General features: G+C 46.1%; 15 protein-coding genes. 9 read left to right on the top strand and 6 right to left on the bottom strand.

Going from position 1 to position 21,096, the window contains the following annotated elements; translation table 11 throughout:
• Positions 1–216: 216 nt before the first annotated feature.
• From rnc to rpmF, 3 genes are all read right to left on the bottom strand, one after another.
• Entirely contained in the window at positions 217–903 is a 687-nt protein-coding gene (gene rnc, locus HYV65_01425; GenBank protein ID MBI2462877.1) for a ribonuclease III, read from the bottom strand.
• Positions 904–998: 95 nt separating this feature from the next.
• Positions 999–1,520 carry a transcription antitermination factor NusB gene (gene nusB, locus HYV65_01420; GenBank protein ID MBI2462876.1) on the bottom strand — a complete coding sequence of 174 codons (522 nt, stop codon included), beginning with the start codon at positions 1,518–1,520 and terminating at the stop codon, positions 999–1,001.
• A gap of 133 nt (positions 1,521–1,653) precedes the next feature.
• Positions 1,654–1,929, bottom strand: coding sequence for a 50S ribosomal protein L32 (gene rpmF, locus HYV65_01415; protein ID MBI2462875.1), 276 nt, complete (start codon positions 1,927–1,929; stop codon positions 1,654–1,656).
• 392 nt (positions 1,930–2,321) lie between these two features.
• Here rpmF and HYV65_01410 point away from each other — a divergent pair, with 392 nt between their 5' ends.
• Positions 2,322–2,492: a hypothetical protein gene (locus tag HYV65_01410; protein MBI2462874.1), complete on the top strand. Its 171-nt coding sequence runs from the start codon at positions 2,322–2,324 to the stop codon at positions 2,490–2,492.
• 361 nt (positions 2,493–2,853) lie between these two features.
• Here the strand turns inward: HYV65_01410 and HYV65_01405 are convergent, their stop codons facing one another.
• Positions 2,854–4,248: a CCA tRNA nucleotidyltransferase gene (locus tag HYV65_01405; protein MBI2462873.1), complete on the bottom strand. Its 1,395-nt coding sequence runs from the start codon at positions 4,246–4,248 to the stop codon at positions 2,854–2,856.
• Between the two features lie 445 nt (positions 4,249–4,693).
• Here HYV65_01405 and HYV65_01400 point away from each other — a divergent pair, with 445 nt between their 5' ends.
• Positions 4,694–4,942 (top strand): type II toxin-antitoxin system HicB family antitoxin, encoded by a 249-nt coding sequence (locus HYV65_01400; protein MBI2462872.1) that lies wholly within the window; start codon positions 4,694–4,696, stop codon positions 4,940–4,942.
• A gap of 3 nt (positions 4,943–4,945) precedes the next feature.
• On the top strand, positions 4,946–5,158 hold the full coding sequence (locus HYV65_01395) for a type II toxin-antitoxin system HicA family toxin (protein ID MBI2462871.1): 213 nt from the start codon (positions 4,946–4,948) through the stop codon (positions 5,156–5,158).
• A gap of 1,202 nt (positions 5,159–6,360) precedes the next feature.
• On the opposite strand, the gene HYV65_01390 is transcribed toward HYV65_01395, so the two are convergent.
• Entirely contained in the window at positions 6,361–6,699 is a 339-nt protein-coding gene (locus HYV65_01390) for a hypothetical protein (GenBank protein MBI2462870.1), read from the bottom strand.
• Between the two features lie 894 nt (positions 6,700–7,593).
• Here HYV65_01390 and HYV65_01385 point away from each other — a divergent pair.
• From HYV65_01385 to miaA, 4 genes are all read left to right on the top strand, one after another.
• Positions 7,594–10,854 (top strand): DNA polymerase III subunit alpha, encoded by a 3,261-nt coding sequence (locus tag HYV65_01385; GenBank protein MBI2462869.1) that lies wholly within the window; start codon positions 7,594–7,596, stop codon positions 10,852–10,854.
• Between the two features lie 56 nt (positions 10,855–10,910).
• Complete coding sequence (locus tag HYV65_01380) at positions 10,911–12,743, top strand: threonine--tRNA ligase (GenBank protein MBI2462868.1); 1,833 nt, start codon at positions 10,911–10,913, stop codon at positions 12,741–12,743.
• Positions 12,744–12,799: 56 nt separating this feature from the next.
• Positions 12,800–14,989: a hypothetical protein gene (locus HYV65_01375; protein ID MBI2462867.1), complete on the top strand. Its 2,190-nt coding sequence runs from the start codon at positions 12,800–12,802 to the stop codon at positions 14,987–14,989.
• Positions 14,990–15,053: 64 nt separating this feature from the next.
• Positions 15,054–16,019, top strand: coding sequence for a tRNA (adenosine(37)-N6)-dimethylallyltransferase MiaA (gene miaA / locus HYV65_01370; protein MBI2462866.1), 966 nt, complete (start codon positions 15,054–15,056; stop codon positions 16,017–16,019).
• A gap of 82 nt (positions 16,020–16,101) precedes the next feature.
• Here miaA and HYV65_01365 read toward each other — a convergent pair whose 3' ends face one another.
• On the bottom strand, positions 16,102–17,130 hold the full coding sequence (locus tag HYV65_01365; protein ID MBI2462865.1) for an amidohydrolase family protein: 1,029 nt from the start codon (positions 17,128–17,130) through the stop codon (positions 16,102–16,104).
• A gap of 1,695 nt (positions 17,131–18,825) precedes the next feature.
• Between HYV65_01365 and HYV65_01360 the strand changes: the two genes are divergently transcribed.
• Both HYV65_01360 and HYV65_01355 read left to right on the top strand, forming a co-directional pair.
• Positions 18,826–20,097: a serine hydroxymethyltransferase gene (locus HYV65_01360; protein ID MBI2462864.1), complete on the top strand. Its 1,272-nt coding sequence runs from the start codon at positions 18,826–18,828 to the stop codon at positions 20,095–20,097.
• A gap of 107 nt (positions 20,098–20,204) precedes the next feature.
• Positions 20,205–21,086, top strand: coding sequence for a bifunctional 5,10-methylenetetrahydrofolate dehydrogenase/5,10-methenyltetrahydrofolate cyclohydrolase (locus HYV65_01355; GenBank protein ID MBI2462863.1), 882 nt, complete (start codon positions 20,205–20,207; stop codon positions 21,084–21,086).
• The last annotated feature ends 10 nt before the right edge of the window (positions 21,087–21,096 follow it).

Genomic DNA, 21,096 nt, shown 5'->3' with positions numbered 1-21,096 from the left:
ATCAACGAGTCCAGCTATTCCTACGCTGCAAGGCATTGAATATCATGACTGCTCTTGGTATGCCGGACTCCTATGTTGTTGAGTAAATCCTGAATACACTAGGTGAAAACTATCGTGTTCGGGATTTACTCAACAACGCCATTGAGAATCATGAATCCGGCCGTCCTTAAGTATTCACAATTCACTATTCATAATTCAATATTCATAGTGGTGGCGTCACCATCCCTTCACCTCCAACCCATTTTTCGCCGCTTCCTCCTGAGCCTCTTGCTTGGAGCTTCCCTCGCCCTTAGCAATAAGCTCCTCGCCTAGATACACGCCAACCACAAAATGCCTCTCGTGATCCGGTCCCCACTCGTCAATAACATTATAGGTTGGAGTAATGCCAACAACTTCCTGGGCTTTTTCCTGAAACTTGCTTTTTGGATCCTGATAAAGCTGCTCTTTAATTATACTAGGAAGCTCGACTAAAACATATTTTGTAATAAACTCCGATGCCGCGTCGTAGCCCTTATCCAAGTACAGCGATCCGATAAACGCTTCCATAGCGTTCGCCAAAATAAAATGCCGCGCCTTGCCAGCATCCTTGGCTTCGCCCTTTGAAAGCAGCATGAAATCGTTAAATCCTAAACCCTCGCCAATCTGACCGAGTATCTTGCTGTTTACAAGCGCGGCGCGCCAGTTGGTCAGCTCACCTTCAGGGTTTGGATAGTTCGAGTAAAGATAGCGAGTTACCACAAGTTCAAGAACAGCATCGCCCAAAAACTCCAAACGCTCGTTATGCGGCAAAGCAATTTCCGGATGCTCGTTTAAATACGAACGATGAATAAAGGCCTGCTTAAGCAAGTCTTTATCTGTAAACTCAATGCCAAGTTTTTTTTCTAATTCTGAAAATTCTTCCATGAAAACATGAATACCGAAACATGAATAATGAATCATGAATACCGATGCGTCAGTCGCCCCAGTATTCACAATTCATAATTCACTATTCAAGTAAATTAATCCTCTGTTAATTGCTCCTTCTCTTCTAATACTTCACTCTCCACAGATTCTGCGACATCGATCTCTTCTTTCTTCTTCGTCATCTGCTCCTTGCCCGGTTCGCCTATTTCGCGATAAATTGTCCCCAAAACACCATTAATGAATCGGCCAGAGCTTTCGCCGCCGAATGTCTTTGCAATTTCAATTGCCTCATTAATTGCCACTTTTGGCGGTACTTCGTCGCGGTTTCCCCACAATAATTCAAAAATACCGATTCGCAAAACGTTTCGGTCTATGATTGTCACCTGCTCCAAGGGCCAAGCTGGCGCGCAGCGCGTGATAATTTCGTCCATCTTTTCGCGATGCTCTATAACACCATCCACGATAGCGTGGACTAATGTCGGATCGTCAATGCCTGCCCCCATTTCTGCGATGTTACGTTCCAAAATTTCCGAAAGCCGTGAATTGTCGCGTCCCCAGAAATCCCATTCATAAAGGGACTGCATTGCGATGGTTCGCGAAAGATGACGATTTGCCATAAAGAACTGTGTTAACTTTTAACTTAAATCTTAAATGGCAAATCTCAAAATTACATCTCAAATCTGAAATCTTACTACGTAGTTTTGAGATTTGAGTTTCAGTTTTGCGATTTGAGATTTGCGATTTGAGATATTATTTCTGAATTACTTTTTCTGATTTTTCGGCAACATGCTCATGTTCGTGCTCTGCTTGTTCGCGCTTGCGTTTCTTCTGCTCTTTTTTGTCTAATTTTGCAATTACATCAATGACCATTCTGCCCTTGTATGTGCCGCAATACTCGCACATGCGATGAGGAAGAGATGGCTTGCCGCATTTTTTGCAAGACACAATACTCGTTTGCTTAAGCGCGAGGTGCGAACGGCGTCTGTTGCGGCGGGATTTGGTATGACGTTGTGTTGGTAATGCCATAGTCTAGAAATATTGAATATTGAATACAGAATACAGGAACTCTCGAAAAACTTTTTAATCCTTTACCCTATATTCAGCATTCGTGATTAGTATGATTATCTTTTATCAGCATTAGAAGATTTTGTAAACCCCGTTAAGGATAGGCGCTTTGCGAATGCCTTAAAAATGATTTGGCGCCCCCGCTGTTGCGGGGGCGCCAATGTCTACACGGGCCCTCCTCCGTAGAGCCCGAGGTCCTCCTCGCCAGGACCTCCACGATCGTTGCCGCGGTTAACCATTGGCGTTGGCGGGCGACTAGCCGCAAGAATCCGGTAATGATTCCTGTGGACGAACTCCTCGTCCTCGTGGGCGAGCTCGTCCAACTCGTCCAGACGACGCATAACTTCGCAGATATGGGCCAGGAAATCCTGGTCCGCCTACGAATATCCCGCGAAGTCTTTCATGACAACCTTCCTTTCTTTGGCCGTCATAGCTTTAGCGACGACGGCCCGTCCCGCCTAGCAGGACACTACTATAAACTTCTAGTGGAATACTTTTCCACAGAGCCGGAAACCAATGTATGATTTATACAAATGGAGAGAGATGCTTAGATTTTCATCTAAGCTATACAAATCTCACATTGACTCCGCGGCTCTGTGGAAACCAGAATGCTTTATCTGATTATTTTTGTTTAAGAACCCAGCAAAATCCATCCGCCTTAGGCCGATAAACTTTGATGGATTCGCCTCGCTGTCAGCACGTGTGCTGACAGCGAGGCCTTATCTAGTAGCACGGCAACGGCTGTTTACGCCGTTGCCGTGCTAGCATCCGCTTCATCCGTCGGATGAGCGGACTACTAGGACGCGACGTCCAGGTCTTCCTGGACAAAATTCGCGTCCGTAAATTTTTCATCGTAACCTCCTTTCCTTGGCACGCCGTAGCTTTTTAAGCGTAGGCGGCCATAATCTCCCGCGCCATATCCAGCGCCTGCTCAATGGTCGCAACCCGACCCTCAAGCTGCGCCTCAAACACGGCGCGGAGAATCTCGCTAAACTGCCGATTCGGCTTCATGCCGAGCTCGCTGATGAGGTGGCGCCCCATCAGCAATGGCTCGGTCTTGCCCGAGCCGACAGCCAGCGTCTTCGCCTGCTCCAGCAGAGCCGTACCTTCCGCGAACTCGCGATTAGGCACAGCCCTGCCTAGCACGTCTGCCTCCGACACCATCACCAATTCCGCGATGGTTGCCTGAACCAGACGCTGTGCCAGGCGGCGAATCGCCGCATCACTCACCTCCAGCCCATGCTGGGCTGGAAACAAGTGATCGGCGATTAGCGGCAGAACGCGCGCTTCAATCTCCCGCCCGAATGCGTTTCGGGCAAAAAACTTACGCGCGGCATCCACGCCCGCCGCCTCGTGGTTCGGGGAACGCCAGCGGCCGTCAATGAAGACGGTTGTCGCCGGCTTCCCCGAATCATGAAGCAGGACTGCCAGGATGATGACCAGGGCGTCGTCCCCCGCCAGCCCTTCGCGGCGCACGATTTCAGCAGCTTTGTCCACCGCCAATTTCGTGTGCTCGCCGACACTGCCTTCCGGGTGCCAATTGGCATCCTGAGGGCAGATCCACAAGGCCGCAAGCTCCGGGTGCAGTGCATCCCACACCCCAAGCTCCAGCCCGACCTGCAAGCCCACCGACGGCTGCGGGCTCTTGAGAAGCAGTTTGCGCCATTCCTCGGAAACCCGCGCCGGCGACTGGCCGACAAACTCTTTGGTCGCAGTGACATTGCGGCAGAGCACGGCTGTTGCCTGTTCCACCGCAAACCCGAAGCGGGCCGCGAACTGCACCGCGCGCATCACGCGCAGTGGATCGTCCACGAACCGCTCCGGGTCAGTCGCCCGCAGAATCCCCTGCCGCAAATCTTCCTGACCTCCGAAGAAGTCAAAAAGTTCTCCGGTCAGGGGATCCATCGCCATCGCCCCAACCGTGAAGTCACGGCGACGGCATGCTTCCTCCAAGGTCATAGTCGGGTCAGGGACCGCCAGGATCCCCTTGTGACCCTCTCCGACCTTGGAGTCTCGGCGGGGTGGAGCTATGTCCAAATCCTCCCCGTCGATCCGAACCTTCAGAACGCCGTAGGAACGCCCCACGGTGTCCATCCAGCTCGGATGAAAGGAGGCGACGGTCTCCTCGAGACGCGACGGCGCAATGCCGTGCACCTCGAGGTCAAAGTCCTTCGGCGGAACGCCCAGAATCATGTCCCGGACAGTCCCGCCGACCACGAACAGCCGCCCGCCACGCGCTTGCATGGCCTGGGCGAGCCGGACCACGATGTCCGGAAACATGGAACGCTCCTTTCCGTCCCATCTCGCGGTAGCGAGATGGGATTATTTATTTTGTTCAAAGAACCCATCAAAATCCACAATTTGAATTTAGCTTTCAATACACGGCCGTGTATTGAAAGCTAAATTGTAAACTTTGATAGATTCGTTAGCGGTAGTATTGCGCACAAGTGCGCAATACTACCGCTAACTTTTTCTTAACTCCTTTCCTCGGCACGCCGTAGCTTATTAAGCGTAGGCGGCCTGCCCAGTCTTTTAGAACTGGACTATTTTTTTGTTTAAGAACCCATCAAAATCCACAATTTGAATTTAACTTAATATGGACGGCCGTCCATGATAAGTTAAATTGTAAACTTTGATGGATTCGCCTTAAATCAATAAGAAGCACGTTTTTTCTCAAGAAAAGACTTAGCGTTGACTTCTCTTTCCTTGAAGCTATAATAAGCACATGGCTAGAAAAACTCATAAAATTTCATCTTATTTCGCCGTGTTTGATCCCGCGGAGGAGGGAGGATATAATGTATCTTTCCCGGATTTTCCCGGATGCGTAACCTTTGGAAAGAATTTTGAAGAAGCTAAGGCAAAAGCGCAAGAAGTTTTGGAATTGTGGATTGAAGAACTAACTTCTCACAAACAAGAAATTCCCAAAGCGGTTGCAAGGGCTATTATTGATGAGGTCCGCGTAGCTCTTCCTTAATCTATGCGCGCTCTCACCGCAAGACAAGTTATTCGAATTCTTCGCGATAACGGTTTTGTTTTATCTCGCCAGCGAGGAAGCCACATGATTTGGCATAATCCGCAAACCAATGCGAGCGTGCCAGTCCCCTTGCATGGGAATAATAAATCCATTCCTCAAGGCACACTGCTTGCAATTGTGAAGCAGTCCGGACTTGCTCGTGAAAAATTTAAATAATAAACGAACATCGTCCATTTGCTTTCTTCAGCACGCCGTAGCTTGTGTTCAAGCATAGACGACTGTGCCCCGCAACTGTGCGAGACTATTTTTTTGTTTAAGAACCCATCAAAATCCACGAATAATTTCTTGGATTTTGATGAGGTTGGGAGGCGGTTAGAACCGCCTCCCCTTTCTCTACTTCTTGCCTCCTTTCTTCCCGTTTCCAGGCCCCGGGAATAGACCTCCTGTGAAAAGCTCAAAGAGCTTCCACAGGACTACGAGCATGATCGCCATGACGATCAGGTTCGTGAGAACCTGACCCACGGCGACCATCAGGGCTTGGGCGGCATTGCCTAGCGTTGTTACCAACGCCAAGGCATTGCCGCTCATGATGAACCATGCCGCCAGCACTAGAAGTGCCAGCGGAATGCTCCAACGCCCCCACCCTCCCTGATGGTGGGGGCGGAACGGCGGCCGACCACCACGTGGAGCCGGCCGCCGTCCGGCCGCAGGGCGAGGACCGCGTCCTCGCCCTGCGGCCCCTCCGCTAGACCCGCCAACCCTGTTGGCGAGCCAGCGAAGGAAGTTCGCCATGCACCTCATGTGGTGCCTCCTTTATTCGGCACGCCGTAGCTTATTAAGCGTAGGCGGCCATTTTTTTTAAAGTCCTTCTCTGAACCCATCATCTTCAACTTACGCCTCGTGATGATGAATTCGGCGAAAGAGGAGAGCGACACGGGCGTTGTTGCGCCACAGCCACTCTCCTTTCTTCTTTGCGGCCCATCCACCCTAGGCGAATCGGCCGGCTACCTCTGATTTCAGGCGTGAGGCGCGCCTGCCAATTTACTCTAACTGGCAAAATATTTTTCGTCGTCAGTTTTTAACTGACGACGGTGTATTCGGAGAAGGAGAATGTCGCCGAAGCGATCTCCTCCTCCGAATACTCGTGGCGGTCAGTGAGCCGCGGCAAGCCGCGAACCCCCATGACCACCACTGAGTCGCCAACCCCGAGCGCTACTCGGGGCGGGGTCTCCGGGATCGTAACATCGATCCCGTATCGACCCCTCATGGCGCCAATCGTGGCGCCATGGCTCGGGTTGAGGCAGGATTCCACCCCCGCCTTAACCCGAGACTTAATCTCTCGACGGACAGCGTCCGCCGAGAGATTTCGCTGACTCCATCGAACATGGAGTCAGCGAGCGCGAAACCGAAATAAATTTTCATTTTCTCCTTCCGTCATTAGGGCTGACGGAGCCCGTAAGCTCACTCTTTTTCCAGAGCGGCAGAGAAAATACAAATAAATTGCGTTCTCTCTGCCGCTCTGAAGTTTGTTTCAAGGAACCAGAACGGAGAGTAAATGAAGATAAACGATAGGCCAAAATATATAATTTAGTGCCTCGTATCTTTATTTTCTCTCTCCATTCTGGGTGCTTGAATACTGAATAGTGGTAACCCTTCGACTCGCTATGCTCGCTCAGGGTCTTTTTTACCCCGCAACTGCTGGGTAAAAAAGAAAAACGATTGAAAAACTTCTTCTCTTTGTGTATTGGTAATACCATGAAGAGAAAAGATCTTTCAATCGTCTTTTTCCGCTTATTTGCCTCGCGCATGCGAGGTTGCCCTTTAACCCAGGGGCTCGGGTCCTCTCTCCAAGATATTTAGAAGGTACTGGCTGGGACTATAAGTGGGTTTTAAACCCACTTATAGTCCCTTCTTGCCCGGGCCGCTTTCGCGACCACACTGACCTCTGCCAATGCGCATTTGCCTTAAGGGCAATACGCGCTTGGCGTCTTGAGGCTTCCCCGCTCTAGCCAGCTCTGTCAGCGGGGAGGGGTCCGGCGATGCTCTACGTGGATAACACCACATAAGGCCTCGCCGAACACCTCCCTTTCATTCATTCTTTATGCGTGTATTATACACCCACTAGGTTATTTTGTCAAGGGCTGAGACGAAATACAAAAGGCCCTCAAAGAGAGCCTTTATGTGTACTGCAACCAAGTGCTATAAGTCGCCTCGCCGCCCGCCCAACACTGCAAAAATAGTCATTAAAATAAGTATAGAAAAAAGAACTATCGCGCATACCGCTGTTAGCACGGGATACAAAAAAGACACAAAAACAAATGCGGCCAATACAATAAGGCCTACAGCGCACCTAAGGAACAATCGGACGGAATTCTTGACAGCCATAAACATTCTTCCTTTCTTTCCGCACGTTGACTCTTCGTACTTTCATGCATGCATAATGACACGACTAAAGATAAATACAAGGCATCCGCAAAAATTTCTATAAAGATACGGGTGGTGATATAATGGGAAAACTATTGAGAATACTGAATCAAGAATCATGAATCGAGAATGCTATAAAAGCCACTCACTATTCACAATTCATGATTCACTATTCATTTATTATATTTATATAATTCTATAAATTAGAAATAAACACTCTGTATTAAATGAACCAAAAATTTACTCATCTTCACGTCCACTCCCACTATTCCCTGCTCGATGGCTTGCCAAAAATCGGCGAGATGCTTGACTATGTAAAGGAACTGGGCATGGATTCTGTGGCTCTTACCGACCACGGCGTGATGTATGGCATTGTTGAGTTATACAAAGAAGCAAAAAAACGCGGCATCAAACCAATCTTCGGCATGGAAACATATGTCGCGCCCGACAGCCGCTTTGACAAACGCCCGGGCATTGACGATAAGCGCTATCACCTGACGCTTCTTGCAAAAAATGACCGGGGTTACAAAAACCTTATTAAACTTTCTTCTAAAGCGCATATTGAAGGCTACTACTACAAGCCGCGAGTTGATAAAGAACTTTTGAAAGAATGCGGCGACGGCATTATTGCATTGTCGGGTTGTTTGAATGGCGAGCTCGCTAAAGCGGTGCTTGCCAACAATTTAGATAAAGCGCGCGAAATTATCACTCAGTACCAAGAAATATTCGGCAAAGAAAATTATTATCTTGAACTTCAGTACCACAAAAATATTCCAGAGCAACTTAAGCTTAACGCGGCGCTTGTCACACTCGGCAAAGAATGCGGCGCGCCGCTTGTCGCCACGCAAGATTCTCACTATCTAAAAAAAGAAGATTGGGAGGCGCAAGATATTCTGCTTGCAATTCAAACCGGCAACAAAATTTCCGATACGCAACGCCTGACAATGAAAGACGATGATTTCTCAATGAAATCTACCGAGCAAATGATAGAGGAATTTAAAGATATTCCGGAAGCAATTACCAATACACAAAAAATTGCCGATGCCTGCGATATAGAAATTGTGCTAGGAAAATATCAACTGCCGAACTACGAGGTTCCGGAAGGATACGATGACTTTTCATATCTTACTAAGCTTTGCGTGGAGGGATTAAAAAAAAGATTTGAAATACAGGCGCCGACAATTTTAAATTTTAAATTTCCAATTTTAAAACAATTCTCAATTTCTAATGACCAAAACACACAAACTATACTAGAACGACTAGATTACGAATTAAGTATCATCAAAAAAACCGGCTATTCCTCATATTTTCTTATCGTTCAAGATTTTACCAATTGGGCGAAGGAGCATGGCATCGTTGTTGGTCCGGGCAGAGGTTCTGCCGCGGGCTCGCTTGTCGCCTATCTTACCAACGTCACGAATATCGACCCGCTCAAATACAATCTTTTGTTTGAGCGCTTTTTAAATCCCGAGCGTATCTCCATGCCTGATATTGATATGGACTTTACCGACACGCGCAGAGATGAAGTCATTGGATATGTCTCTGAAAAATATGGCCGCGACCATGTGGCGCAGATTATTACTTTCGGAACAATGGCGGCGCGAGTGGCGATTCGCGATGTCGGCCGAGTGCTCGATTATGAATACGGCTATTGCGACAAGCTCGCCAAATTAATCCCGATGCATTTTACACTCGGCCAAGCCGTAGAAGAAGTGAATGAACTGAAACAAATTTACGCGCAAGACGAACGCGCCAGAAAACTTATTGACACCGCAAAAAAACTTGAAGGCGTGGTGCGCCATGCCTCCACTCATGCCTGCGGCGTGGTTATAGCAGGCCGACCACTTGAGGAACTAACCCCCCTACAACTACCAACACAAATGAAAGGTGAAGAATTAATCGCAACGCCGGTTACTCAATACGAAATGCACGCGGTGGAAGAACTGGGTTTATTGAAAATGGACTTCTTGGGACTCAAGAACCTAACCATCATCGAACATGCTCTTGAGTCAATCAGGAAAAGATACGGCGTAAAACTTTCCATAGACACAATCCCCATGGACGATGAAAAAGCTCTCGCCCTGATGCGTGAAGCAAACACCACGGGTTGTTTTCAGTTGGAAAGCTCGGGAATGAAGCGCTACTTGAAAGAACTTCAGCCGAGCAGCTTGGAAGATATTATCGCTATGGTTTCTCTGTATCGGCCGGGTCCAATGGAATTTATTCCGGATTTTATTGCCCGCAAACACGGTAAAAAACAAATTACTTATCTTCATCCCGCGCTTGAGCCGATTCTAAAAAATACTTACGGCATTGCGGTGTATCAAGAACAAGTTCTTGAGATTGCCCGCGAGCTAGCAGGATTTAGTTTTGGCGAAGCTGATGTGTTACGCAAAGCTATCGGTAAAAAAATCAAAGAGTTGCTGGATGAGCAACGAGTGAAATTCATTGAAGGTGTAAAAAAAAATGGCTTGTCGGAAAAAATCGGCGATCAATTGTTTCAATTTATTGAACCTTTTGCCCACTACGGCTTCAACCGCAGCCATGCCGCGTGCTACGCAACAATTGCATTTCAGACGGCATATTTAAAAGCGCACTATCCCACGGAGTTTATGGCTGCTTTGCTAAATTCCGAACAAAAAGATATAGACCGCATTTCGTTTCTTATTGATGAATGCAAGCGCATGAATATTCAGGTTCTGCCGCCAGATATTAATGAAAGTGACGAAACATTCACCGCAAGCGGGGCTCTTAATGATTCTAGCGGTGGACGCATTCGCTTCGGACTCGCGGCTATTAAAAATGTTGGACATAATATTGTTGATGAAATTATACGCGAAAGAAACAGCGGCGTTCGTTTTACTTCCATGGAAAATTTTCTAGAACGCATGAATACAAAGGACTTGAATAAAAAATCTATTGAGAGCTTGGTGAAGGCGGGGGTTTTTGATACTCTGGGAGAGCGCAACAGATTTGCCCAAAATATTGAAATGCTATTAAAATTCAACAACGAGAAAAAGGCGGCTGCGGCTTCAAACCAAATGAGTCTTTTCGGCGCTGGCACCGGTGTAATATCAGAGTCCCGCCTTATACTTGCCAACGCGCAACCCGCACCTAAAAACGAGGTGCTTGGCTGGGAGAAAGAATTGCTTGGCCTATATATTTCTAGCCACCCGCTGGAGGAGCACGCCGAGATGCTGAAAATATTTCCCAAAATTAAAAATATCTCTGCAAAAGATAATGGTCGCGTGTTGAATCTTGCCGGTATGCTCTCCAGCGCCAAAAAAATTATTACCAAATCCGGCAAGCCAATGCTTTTTATTCAGCTGGAAGATTTAACTGGAAAAATTGAAACAATTATTTTCCCTTCGCTACTTGAATTAAAACCTGATTTCTTCCAAAATGGCAAAACGGTTCGAATGTCAGGTCGTGTCAGTGACAAAGACGGCGAAGTCAAATTCATTTGCGAAGAAGTAAAAGAGTTGTAGTATATAGTAGTTACTTGCTACTATATAATTTGTAAAATTTTTATATAGTTAATCATATGAAAAAAGAAAAGTCAACTCAACTACTTCAGGAGCCAACCGAGCTTGAAAAAATACGCCATTCTTTTGCGCATCTTTTAGCCGCGGCTGTAAAAAAATTATATCCCGAAGTCCAGCTTGGCATCGGGCCAGTTATTGAAAATGGTTTTTATTACGATTTCGGAAATCTTCAGGTCGCCGATGAAGACTTAGTGCGCATTGAAGATGAAATGCGAAAAATTGCAAAGCGCAATCTAGCGTTTAGCAAAGAAATGTGGCCGGCGGAAAAAGCGCTAGAACATTTTAAAAAAGAAAATCAACCATTCAAAATAGAACTCGTAGAAGATTTAACAAAGCCGGTTGCTTTGGAGGGACAGTCCTTCCGCGGAGGGACTGTCCCTCCTGTAGCAAATAACGAGGTCGGCATGGTCTACACCGGCGACGCATTTTTAGATCTCTGCCGCGGCGGCCACGTAGAAAATACAAGCGAACTGCCGCTAGATGCGTTCAAACTAATACGTATTGCCGGCGCGTACTGGCGCGGCGACGAAAACCGTCCCATGCTAACGCGTGTCTATGGTGTCGCGTTTGAAACCAAAGAAGAATTAGATACTTATCTAAAACAGCTAGAGGAAGCAGAGAAACGCGACCACAAAAAACTAGGGAAAGAACTAGGGCTTTTTACTTTTTCCGAACTAATCGGCCCTGGCCTTCCTTTGTACAAACCAAAAGGCACTTTCATTTTGAAACAACTAAAAGAATATTCCGGCTCTTTGCGCAAAAAAATGGGTTATCAGGAAGTGCACACGCCGCAAATAAACAAGGCGGAGCTTTTTAAGGTTTCCGGACATTATGATAAATACAAGGATTCCATGTTCCGAGTTACTTCAAACTACACTGAGGAAGAATACTACCTTAAGCCGATGAATTGCCCGCAACATACGCAGATTTTCGCTTCGGAAATGCGTAGCTACAAAGAAATGCCAGTGCGTCTGGCAGATTTTGCAAACTTGTACCGCGACGAAAAGCCAGGAGAACTCGGCGGTCTTACTCGTCTGCGGGCTTTCTCGCAAGACGACGGACATTGTTTTTGCCGCGAGGATCAAATTGAAGAAGAATTTACAAAAATACTCAACGCCATTGCCGAGGCAATGAAAACATATCAACTCAACTATTCTATTCGCCTATCTTTGCGCGATGAAGCCAAAAAAGAACAATATCTTGGCGATGACAAACTTTGGGAGAATGCACAAAATATACTAACAAAGATTCTCGCGCACATGAGCATAGACTTCACGCCCATGCAAGGAGAAGCCGCGTTCTATGGACCAAAGATGGATTTGATCGCCAAAGACTCTCTGGGCAGAGGATGGCAGCTCTCCACTATTCAGCTTGACTTCAGTATGCCGAAGCGTTTTGGGCTTGAATATATAGATGAAAAAGGAAACAAAGCCACCCCAGTAATGATTCACAGCGCGCTCATCGGGTCGGCTGAGAGATTCCTAGGAGTACTGATTGAGCATTTCGCGGGCGCATTTCCCTTGTGGCTTGCGCCGGAACAGGTTTGGGTAATTCCGATTGGTGAAAAATTTAATAGTTACGGACAAACGGTGGCGGATGATCTTGTTGACCGCATTCCCTCACTGCGAATAATAGTGAGGGAAGAGAATGAAACTCTGGGCAAAAAAATCCGCTCCGGACAATTGCAAAAAATCCCTTATCTTATTGTAGTGGGAGAGAAAGAACAATCAGTGAGAATGGTCAGCGCGCGTTCGTTTAAGGATGGCGATTTAGGCAGTTTCCCTATCCAAGATTTTGCGGACAGACTGCAAAAAGAATTACTAGGTTTGTGAATGTCGCAGAAATCTTTTCATAGTTATAAAAATTATTAAAATTAATAGCAAAACATATGCGTATTTATCGTATTTTTCTATCCCTCGCTGCCCTTGCTCTCTTTATAGCGTTGCAAGGAAGCTATCCTGCCAATGCCCATGGACAAACTAATGATCAGCTAACTGAACAGGCACAAGAATTGGTTCAACTCGATGAAAATATTTCAGCTGAGGATCTTGGCGTAACAAATCCCACAATTTTGCCAAACAACCGCCTTTATTTTCTTAAAAATTTTCGCCGAGGGGTACAGAGCTTTTTTACTTTTAACCCAGTTAAACGGGCTGAATTGAAACTTCAATTCGCGAATGAAAAAATTGCTGAGGCGCAGAAACTCGCAAATCAAACCGCCGATCAAACGGTATTGAAAAACGCGATTGAAAACTATACGCAGGAAACAGAGCAGGTAAAAAAAGAGATTGAAAAAGTCTCGGACAAAATCCAGGGATCAGCGGTTGCTGAAAAAATACTAGACGCACAGATTAAGCATTACAAAATATTGAGCGGGTTGATGAGAGAATACAGTGATATTGCGCCGGAAATTGAGCAAATAAAGCAAGACGCGGCTAAAAATTTTGCTGAGTCAGCGTCTGCCATACTATCCCCAGAAGAATTGCGGCAAAAACTGCCGGATATTGTTGAGCGACAAAAAGGAAGCCAATTTCGTGAGTTTAAGAATCTTGAAGTTCTTCAAGCGCTCAAAGATGTAGTACCGGAGCAAGCAAAACCAGCCATTCAACATGCTATACAAGAAGCATCTAAAAATTTTGAAAAAGATTTTTCACAAGCAAGTGAACCATTGCGCGACACATTCAAAGTATATATGGAAAAAATGGGAGGAAACGAGGTTCGACATCTTGAAGTGCTTGATACTATCAAGCCGCTCGTGGAATCCTCCTTGGAATTAAATGAAAAACTTGACGAAGCGCGCGACAAAATACATGAACAAATAGAAAAACGCTTTGAGAATATTAAAGAAAAAGAACGTAAACGCGTATTTATCTCTCATCTTGAGAAGGGCGACCTTAATAAAATCCGCACCCTCCAAGAACTAGAGAGCAATCTTTCACCCGAAGTTCTTCCAACGGTTTTAGAAATTAAGCAAAAATCTGAACAGCGTATACGAGAAAAATTTGAACAAGCTCAATCGCAAGCTGATCTGCAAAACTTTTTCAAAGAAGTAGAACAAAAGCCAGATGTGCGCATGATGACTGTCGTAAAAGACATTGCTAGCTTCGTGCCGGAAAACAAACAAGAATTAGTAAAAAAGTTGGAAAAGAAAATATTTGACGAAACTCGCCGACAAATGGAAGAGGCGCAAAAAAGAGGAATGCTAGAAAATAAACTTCGTAATTTAAGCGGGAATGATCCCGAGGACGTGGAGACGCTAAATGAATTCAAGAAAAAATTTGCCGGCGAAAATGGCCTTATTAACCAGCTAGACAAGCAACAAGCCCAGCGTATTCAAGAACGATTTGAGGTCCTGCGCCAAACAAGCCAAGAAAATCCAACGGATGAAGATGCGTTGCGCAAAACGGATTCGCTCCGCCTTCGCATAGAAGAAAATCCCACCGTGGAAACAAAAATTAAAATTCTTGCTCCGTCTATTGTTCAAAATTTTAAAAAATTAGAAGAACAAAAAGAAGAAAATGTTTCTCCGGAACACGTAAAAGCTATTCTGCAAAAAGCAGAAAATACCATCCATGAGCTTTCTTTGCGCCTTGATAAAAATGAAGTCAAAGAAGAAGTAAAAAATTCCGCGCGAAAACTCTTGCAAAACGCGAAAGAAAAACTGGAGAGGGCGCGAGAGGCCCTTGCCGCGGAAAAATTAGGTCATGCCTTTGGACAGGCAAACGCCGCGCTTCATGATGCCAGCAATGGCTTGCGTATGCTTGAAAAAAGAGGGTCTGTTGCGGAACCTATCGAAACCACAAAAAAAGAGGTGCTGGAAAAAGAGAATGTGCGCGTAGAACTTAAAAAGCCAAATGCGGAACAATCTGAATCGGAAGCATCGTCCAAATCTATTAGAACCCCGTTGCAAGAAAAACCTATTTTTGAATTGAAGCCGCTTAAAGAAAAAATTGAGAATACTTCTACCTCACCAGTAACAGAATCTTCTACCGCAGAAAAAACAGAAACATCTGCTCCATCGGAACCGGCGAACACAGAATCATCTAAAGAAAAAGTTGCCCCTGTAACGCAAGAGTAAAAAAAGACCGTTAAGGACGGACCGACCCTCCGCAGGAGGGTCGGTCCGTCCTGTAGATTAAACCATGATTCCCCTTATTGTCATTGTCGGCCCCACTGCTTCGGGAAAAAGCGATTTGGCGGTCACGCTAGCTAAAAAATTCAACGGTGAAATTATTTCGGCCGATTCCCGCCAAGTTTACCGCGGAATGGATATCGGCACGGGCAAAATTACTAAGAAAGAGATGAAAGGCGTGCCACATTATATCCTCGATGTGGCAGATCCAAAGCGCCAGTTTACAGTCGTGCAATATCGCAAGCAGGCAATTAAAGCAATTCACGACATATCAAAACGCAATAAAATTCCTTTTCTTGTAGGAGGAACCGGTTTTTACATTCAGTCGGTTGTTGATAATCCGACTATTCCAAATGTGCCTCCGGACAAGAAACTGCGAGCAGAACTTGAGAAAAAATCTCTGGGAAATTTAATGGCAATGCTTAATGGCCGCGACCCTGCGCGCGCCAAAACAATTGACCAAAAAAATAAAAGGCGCGTCATCAGAGCGCTTGAGATTGTATTAAAATCAGGTCGTCCAGTTCCCCATCTTACAAGTTCGCCGCCAAAGGATTTCTCGCTATTAATAATAGGAATAAAAAAAGATTATGATGAGCTAAAGGAAAAAATTCACAAACGCCTCGTTACGCGCCTACGCAAAGGCATGATTGCGGAGGTAAAAAATCTTCACCCCGTTAGAAGTCTCGCTCGCGCCAAAGGCGCGAGTCTGCAAGACCCAGGCAAGGCTACTTCTAACGGGGTACATGAAAAAAATGGCGTATCTTGGAAACGTCTTGAGAGCTTCGGGCTTGAATATCGCTGGGTAGCACGCTTCCTGCAGCAAAAAATTTCGCGTGAAGAAATGATTGAAAAACTGCAAAAAGATATTGAACATTATGCCAAGCGCCAGATGACATGGTTTAAACGCGACAAAAGAATCCACTGGATTGAAAACGAGAGCGAGGCGCAGACACTAATTAAAGATTTTCTGAAATAAATACTAACTAATAGGGTAGTCGGGATATCCCATGCGGATAAAATAAAAGTAAAAGGGCCTCCGGGAAGCCCTTTTTAATATTTTATTCAAGACCTAAAATTTTACGGCCGTTAACCGTCATAATGTCTGCCACAACTTCAAGTGATCCTTGATAACGCACGGCGCCAACCATCTGTCGCGCTTCTTCAAACAAATCTCCGTTATTCAAACGGCCATAGATGTCATGTACGTTGTCTGCTCCCATGCCGACTGTAATACCATGCCCAAGCAGCAACAGCCACGGCGCTATGGAGTTATGGATCGGAGCGTCTTTATCGCTTCGCTGGAGCATATCACGCGCCGCGCTTGGGCAAACAACTACAGAAATATTCAACTGACGCATATTATAAAGCAGAACTATTCTCGTGGGCCAATCTGCACGATTATACGCGCCGAGTGAAATGCAATGTGTCGCATTGATGCCCTTATCGTACCCACGCCTGCGAAATGCGTACGCAACTTCTAAAAGCTCGCGCGTTTCTCGCTCGCTCGGATCGTTGTCCTGATCAATCTGCAAATCAATCGGCTTGTCGTGCTCGAAGGCAATAGAGAAAAGATCTTTCATATTGCGATGGCTGGTTTCCCAATCATATTCATTAATGCGGCCGCGTGACGGAAGGCACCCCAGCAAATCCGCACGCTCCATTGCTCTGCTCAGCAATTGTCGCTCAGTTGCGTTACTTACTCCCAAAAATGGATAAGCCGCAATCTGCAAATAGAACCCGTGCCACTGCCATTTTGCTTTTGCCTCCAGCATAGCTTCAAGAACATGCATTCCGACAGTCGAATCAACGGGGCAATACGTTCTGCAAGCCGCTACACCTTGCCGGCGCATATTACGAATTTGCTCGTCGATGCGATCAGGCATGCCATCGATGTATGTTTTTTCGCGTTTCTTAGTATCTATATACGTCCATTTTTGCCGAAGACTAGGATTAGTTGCGAGAAAAGCCATATCTTGATCAGTTAGAGTGCCAGCGGTGTCCAGATGACGATGACAATCAACCAATGTAAGCGCGCCGCGCTCGCGAACAAGTTTTTCTAATGGATCAATTAGCTTTGAGTAAGACATAACGTCTCCTTTTCTTCGGCTTGCCGTAGCTAGCAGCGATAGCGAAAATGCGTAAGCGGCCCGTAAAACAAAGAACTAATTAACTCTACCAGGGGCATATACTATGTCAATAAAACGCGGCGATAAAACAAACCACGCCATCAGCGAAAACTGATGGCGTGGTTTTATGAAATGTGCAAGGAGGCACCGTGGCGTTAACCATAATGCTATCTCCCGCATCATCAGACGACTTGGTCCTCTAATGATGCAGAAGCCCCACCATGCAAACGCATGGTGGGGCTCGGTCATTGCCGCTACTTGCTGCAGCGGCAATGACCTTGACGGTCCGTCGTGCGCGAGCACGACGGACAGATCTCGCTTTTCATTGGATTCCTTTCTGCCCCCGCCTTGGCGGGGGCGATTTTTTATGAAAGATCTGGAATGAGGAGCGTAGTCCCATGTTTTGAATATTGACTCCTCCTCATTCCACATCCTTCATCTTTATGTTTGTATTATACACCCTATTTAATTTTTTGTCAATAGGTTCGGCAGAATTACATTCTAAGTGTTATTTTACATTTTTTTGTAAAATAATATCTTTGTAATTATTGTGTTTTTACATACCTCCCTCTTTCACCTCCATTTAACATGGAGAGTAAGGAGGGAGGGGCCGCCGGTCAACTCGTCGGCTCTAGAAAAGAGAGCGCGAGAGTACCGACCTAGCGGCCCGCCTGCAAGGAGAGAGTTCATGCGGCTACCCTGCCGGCCCTTTTCCAGGGCGGGAGGTGCACAGCTCGACGAACTCGTCTCGCTTAGCCAGCAATAAGGTTGCTGGCAACCTTGGGAGATTAGGCCTTGTTCCTCTGCGGGGGTTGTATGATCCCGCAAAGTAAGCCTCCTCCTCTTTACGTTCTGCTAACAAAGCGCAAAGAGGAAAAGGTAACTTATTTATGCTTATGTTTGTATTATACACCCTATTTAATTTTTTGTCAAGTGCTTTTACGTTTTTAAATATTTTTTTCGGGGGCCTGCCGTATCTTCATCAGACGCGCAAGCCTCCCGGGTAGAGATTAAAGCCCTCTACCAGGGCCATGTACGCATGGTCATCGTGCCTCCTTTGGAGGGGTCAGCGGCGAGGGCGTATACAGCCCTAGTGACCCCACACCCGCCCTATGGCGCTTCATTAAAATCGGAATTTACAGCGCGAAGCCCATGCGCCGTATTTCCGGATAGAGTATTTTAAGCCCCTCTACCGTGGGCTAAATACACCGCTTCACTCTTCTTCCTTTCTAGAAAGTAAGCTAGGCGTAGCTTGCTTTCCGCTTAAAATCAATACTCAGAGTGAATTCTGTAGCCGGTTGTAGCCCGACCCCTCACTCTGCATAAAAGTCATTATACGCCTATATTGATATTTTGTCAAGATATACGACCTTTTTAATACCTCTATAATAGATTTAGGAGAATAAAGCTATAAATATCGAAACTCACAACGATCTAATTTTCAATGATCAATTTACAATTTTCAACGTATAGTTGCGTGGCAACCACGTTGCTTTACGCAATCAATGCCATAATTTTCAAACTAAGCGCATAAAATACATCCTTGGTGTTATTTATATACTTTCGTATAAATAACATTTTCATATTTTACATGCGTTATTGAACATTGATAAATTGAAAATTCATTGTAAACTGTAAATTTAAAGTTGAAAATTTATGCAAAAACTCACCCTCAAATTAAACGACAAAGAGCTGGAAAAGCTCAATGCCGCTGAAGAAAAAAAACAATCAGAATATATCAATCTTATTGCTTCTGAAAATTACATGTCCCCTGCCGTGCGCATGGCGCTTTCAAGCGTTACCGCCAATAAATATGCCGAAGGGTATCCCGGTGCGCGCTACTATCCTGGGTGCGACGAGGCGATCGACCCAATCGAGCGGCTCACGCAAGATCGCGCGCTTAAAGCCATGAAATTGTCGCCTAAAGTATGGGAAGTAAATGTACAACCGTATTCTGGCTCCCCCGCTAACCTCGAAGTTCTCGGCGCGCTGGTAAAACCAAAAGGGCACCCTGATGGCGCAGACACCGTGCTTGGCATGGCGCTTCCGGTAGGAGGGCATCTCACTCATGGCCACCCTGTTTCATTCACCGGCAAATTCTTCAACTTCGTGCAATACGGATTAGATACTAAAGGAATTATTAACTACGACCAAATAGAAAAACTAGCAGGAGAACACAAACCCCGCCTCATTATCTGCGGCGCCACTGCCTATTCGCAGAAAATAGATTTCAAGCGCTTCAGCGAAATTGCAAAAAAGCACGGCGCGCTTTTAATGGCAGACATCGCGCACATCGCCGGACTTGTCGCGGGCGGCGTCCACCCATCTCCATTTCCGTACTGCGATGTTGTAACAACCACCACGCACAAAACCCTGCGCGGGCCGCGCGGTGCCATGATTTTTGCCCGCAAAGAATTGATGCCTGCGATAAACAAAGCGGTATTTCCGGGCATGCAAGGCGGTCCGCATAACAACAACACTCTCGCAATTGGAGTTGCATTTGGAGAAATTATGAAGCCGGCATTTAAAACGTACGCAAAGCAGATAGTAAAAAATGCAAGCGTACTCGCCAAAGAACTCAAAAAAAGAAATTTTACGCTTGTTTCCGGCGGCACGCAGAACCATTTAATGTTAATTGATTTACAAACTAAATCCGTAAGCGGCAACGAGGCGCAAAAGATTCTTTATAGCGCGGGAATTATTGCAAATCGCAATTCAATTCCCAATGACCCACGCAAGCCGTTTGACCCATCTGGTATTCGCATGGGCACACCGGCGCTAACCACGCGCGGTTTCAAAGAGAAAGAAATTCTGCTGGTGGCGCAATGGATTGATGAAGCAATAAGCGACCCAACTGCAAAAAATTGCGCGCGCATAAAAAAACGAGTGCAAACGCTTTGTAAAAAATTCCCACCACCGGGATTTTAAACTAAATTTTCATCAACGAATAGCGAATAACGTACGAATATACGAATACTCCACTACAGCCAATTCGTTTATTCGTATAGGATTCGTTATTCGTTGATTACTACAGCATGTCCATTTTACTCGACGGCAAAAAGCTCTCGGAAAAAATTCTGGACGAACTCAAAGAAACTGTTACGCAAATGAATATGCCGATTACACTCGGCATTGTTTTGGTCGGCGAAGATCCGGCGTCAAAAGCATACGTTGAACAAAAAAAACGCGCCGGGGAGCGTATTGGTGTCAAGGTAAAAGTTTTCCCATATCCTGAAACAATATCCGCACGCGAACTGCGCGCTGAAATTGCGCGCATCTGCCACCTGCCATCAATGCGCGGAGTTATTGTACAACTTCCGTTGCCTGCCCGTCCGAAGCCCCTTGGGGGCGAAGGAGGGCCTCACGCATTAAAGCAAGATCGCATCCTCAACGCCATTCTTCCAAAGCTTGATGTTGACGTGCTCGGCAGGACAATGTTTGGCGCATTTGCCCTAGGCAATTCGCCTATTATGCCTCCTACACTTGCCGGCATTATTCGCCTGCTTGATGAATACAAAATCTCGCTTGATGGCGGTAAGCATGTGGTGCTTTACGGTGCCGGCCGGCTGATAGGCTTCCCAACTGCAATTGAAATGATGAAGCGCGAGGCAACGATATCGGTTATAAACAAAACCACAAAAAATCCTGAGCGCATTACCAAGGAAGCAGACATTCTCATAACCGGTACGCCGATCCCCGCGCACATCGGAGGCGACATGTTAAAAGACGGCGTTGTAATTATTGACGGCGGATACGGCCGCACGCCTGAAGGAAAACTTACCGGCAATGTTATTTTTGACGAAGCAGAAAAAAAAGCATCGTACATCACGCCAGTTCCCGGCGGTATCGGCATTATGACCGTCGCGATGCTATTCTACAACCTCATAGAATTAACAAAATATAATACAAAAGGATGATATATAAAAG

Source organism: Candidatus Spechtbacteria bacterium (genome assembly GCA_016188605.1).
Lineage (GTDB): Bacteria > Patescibacteriota > Minisyncoccia > Spechtbacterales > JACPHP01 > JACPHP01.
The sequence above is the reverse complement of the archived record's forward strand: the minus strand, read 5'-3'. Positions and strand labels throughout refer to the sequence as shown.